This is a genomic window from Paenibacillus tianmuensis, assembly GCF_900100345.1.
In the GTDB taxonomy this organism is placed as follows: Bacteria; Bacillota; Bacilli; order Paenibacillales; family NBRC-103111; genus Paenibacillus_G; species Paenibacillus_G tianmuensis.
This window is the reverse complement of the sequence record NZ_FMTT01000102.1, coordinates 1-1,708: the sequence shown is the minus strand read 5'-3', so window position 1 is coordinate 1,708 and position 1,708 is coordinate 1. Positions and strand designations below refer to the sequence as shown.

1 protein-coding gene is annotated in these 1,708 nt (G+C 49.7%); it reads left to right on the top strand.

Annotated features, from left to right (window positions below; all coding sequences use genetic code 11):
- Positions 1 to 126: 126 nt before the first annotated feature.
- A partial coding sequence (locus BLO51_RS28270) for an IS1634 family transposase (protein ID WP_143007030.1) occupies positions 127 to 1,708 on the top strand: 1,582 nt, incomplete at its 3' end.

The following is a 1,708-nucleotide window of genomic DNA, read 5'->3' as shown; positions in this document are numbered from 1 at the left end:
CCTGAGTTCCCGGATTGTATAACGATGATGAATGAAAAAATAGCATAGGGACAAGGCATTTAGCCGAAAATGGTTGATTTTACCTCGTTACATATTATATAATGTATAACGAGGTTGGTGTTCATTATGGCGATCATTTATCAAACCAATAAAAAGACAGGCATTACCTATGCCTACAACAACGAGCCCTACTGGGATAAGGAAAAACAGCAGTCTCGTGCAAAGCGGACGCTCATCGGGAGAGTCGATCCAAAGACGGGAGAGATCGTGCCCACCCGAGCGTATCGGAGAGAGACGGAGTCTGGCGCCCCTGCCAAGAAGCGCGGCCCTGTACCGATTACCAGCTTTCAGCGTAGTTTCTACGGTGCAACCTACCTGTTTGATCAAATCGGCCAGGAAACCGGTGTTGAAGCTGATCTCAAGGCCTGTTTCCCGGACAGCTACAAGAAGATCTTGTCCATCGCTTACTTTCTGATCGTCGAAGAAAACAACTCATTCAGCCGCTTTTCCCACTGGCAGCGCATGCACATTCATCCCTTTGGAGCAGATATTCCTTCGCAACGAAGCAGCGAGCTGTTCCAGTCGATTGAAGAGGCACAGCGCATGGCCTTTTTCGAGAGACAAGGAAAACGACGCATTGAAAAGGAATATTGGGCCCTCGACATCACCACACTCTCCAGCTACTCCGAGGTGCTCAAGCAAGTGAAGAAGGGCAAGAACAAGGAGCATGATCGCTTGCCCCAAATCAATCTGGCGCTTCTCTTCGGCGAAGAATCCGGTCTGCCTTTTTACTACCGAAAGCTTCCCGGCCATGTAACGGACGTCAAGACGGTCCGGCAACTCATGCAAGAGTTCCACATCATGGGCTACAAGAAAGTGAACGTCGTGCTGGATCGTGGCTTTTACAGCAAGCGTAATGTGGATCATCTCTATCAGAATCATCAAAAATTTATCATTGGCGTCAAACTGAATCTCTCTTATGTTAAAGCGCATCTTGAAGAGGAACGGGAGCGTTTGAAGCTTTGGTCGAATCTACATACGCAGTACGGAACCTACGGCATCTGCAAACGAATCGACTGGGCCTACGAGCAAGAGCGGCCGTACAAGGGCGACGTGCTGCAAGAGACGCGCAGGGCCTACCTCCTGCTCTATTACAATCCAGAGAAAGCAGCCAGAGATCAAGCAGACATGAATGAGTACCTGACCAGTCTGTATCGGGATCTGCAGGAAGGCAAGTTGCGTGAGCATTGCCGCAAGGACTACGCCAAGTATTTCGAAGTGACCGAGACCCCGAAGCGTGGCCGAAAGGTTGTACCGAGAGAGGACAAGATGCTCGAGGCGGCACAAAATTATGGCTACTTTGCCCTGCTCTCCAACGAAGTCAAAGATCCGGATGAGGCATTGTCGCTGTACCGAAGCAAGGACATCGTAGAGAAGGCATTTGGCAATCTCAAAGAGCGGCTGAATTTCCGGCGAATGCACGTTTCTTCGGAAACTTCACTCAATGGCAAGCTATTTGTCGAATTTATTGCCCTTATTTACCTTTCCTACGTCAAGAAATGCATGCAAGATGCTGGACTCTTTGAATCCTGGACGATGCAGGGGCTGCTCGATGAATTGGACACCATAGAGCGATTTGAAGCGCCTGGACACGGCCGGATCTTGGGCGAAGTGACACAAAAACAGGCTGACTTGTATCGAGCGCTCG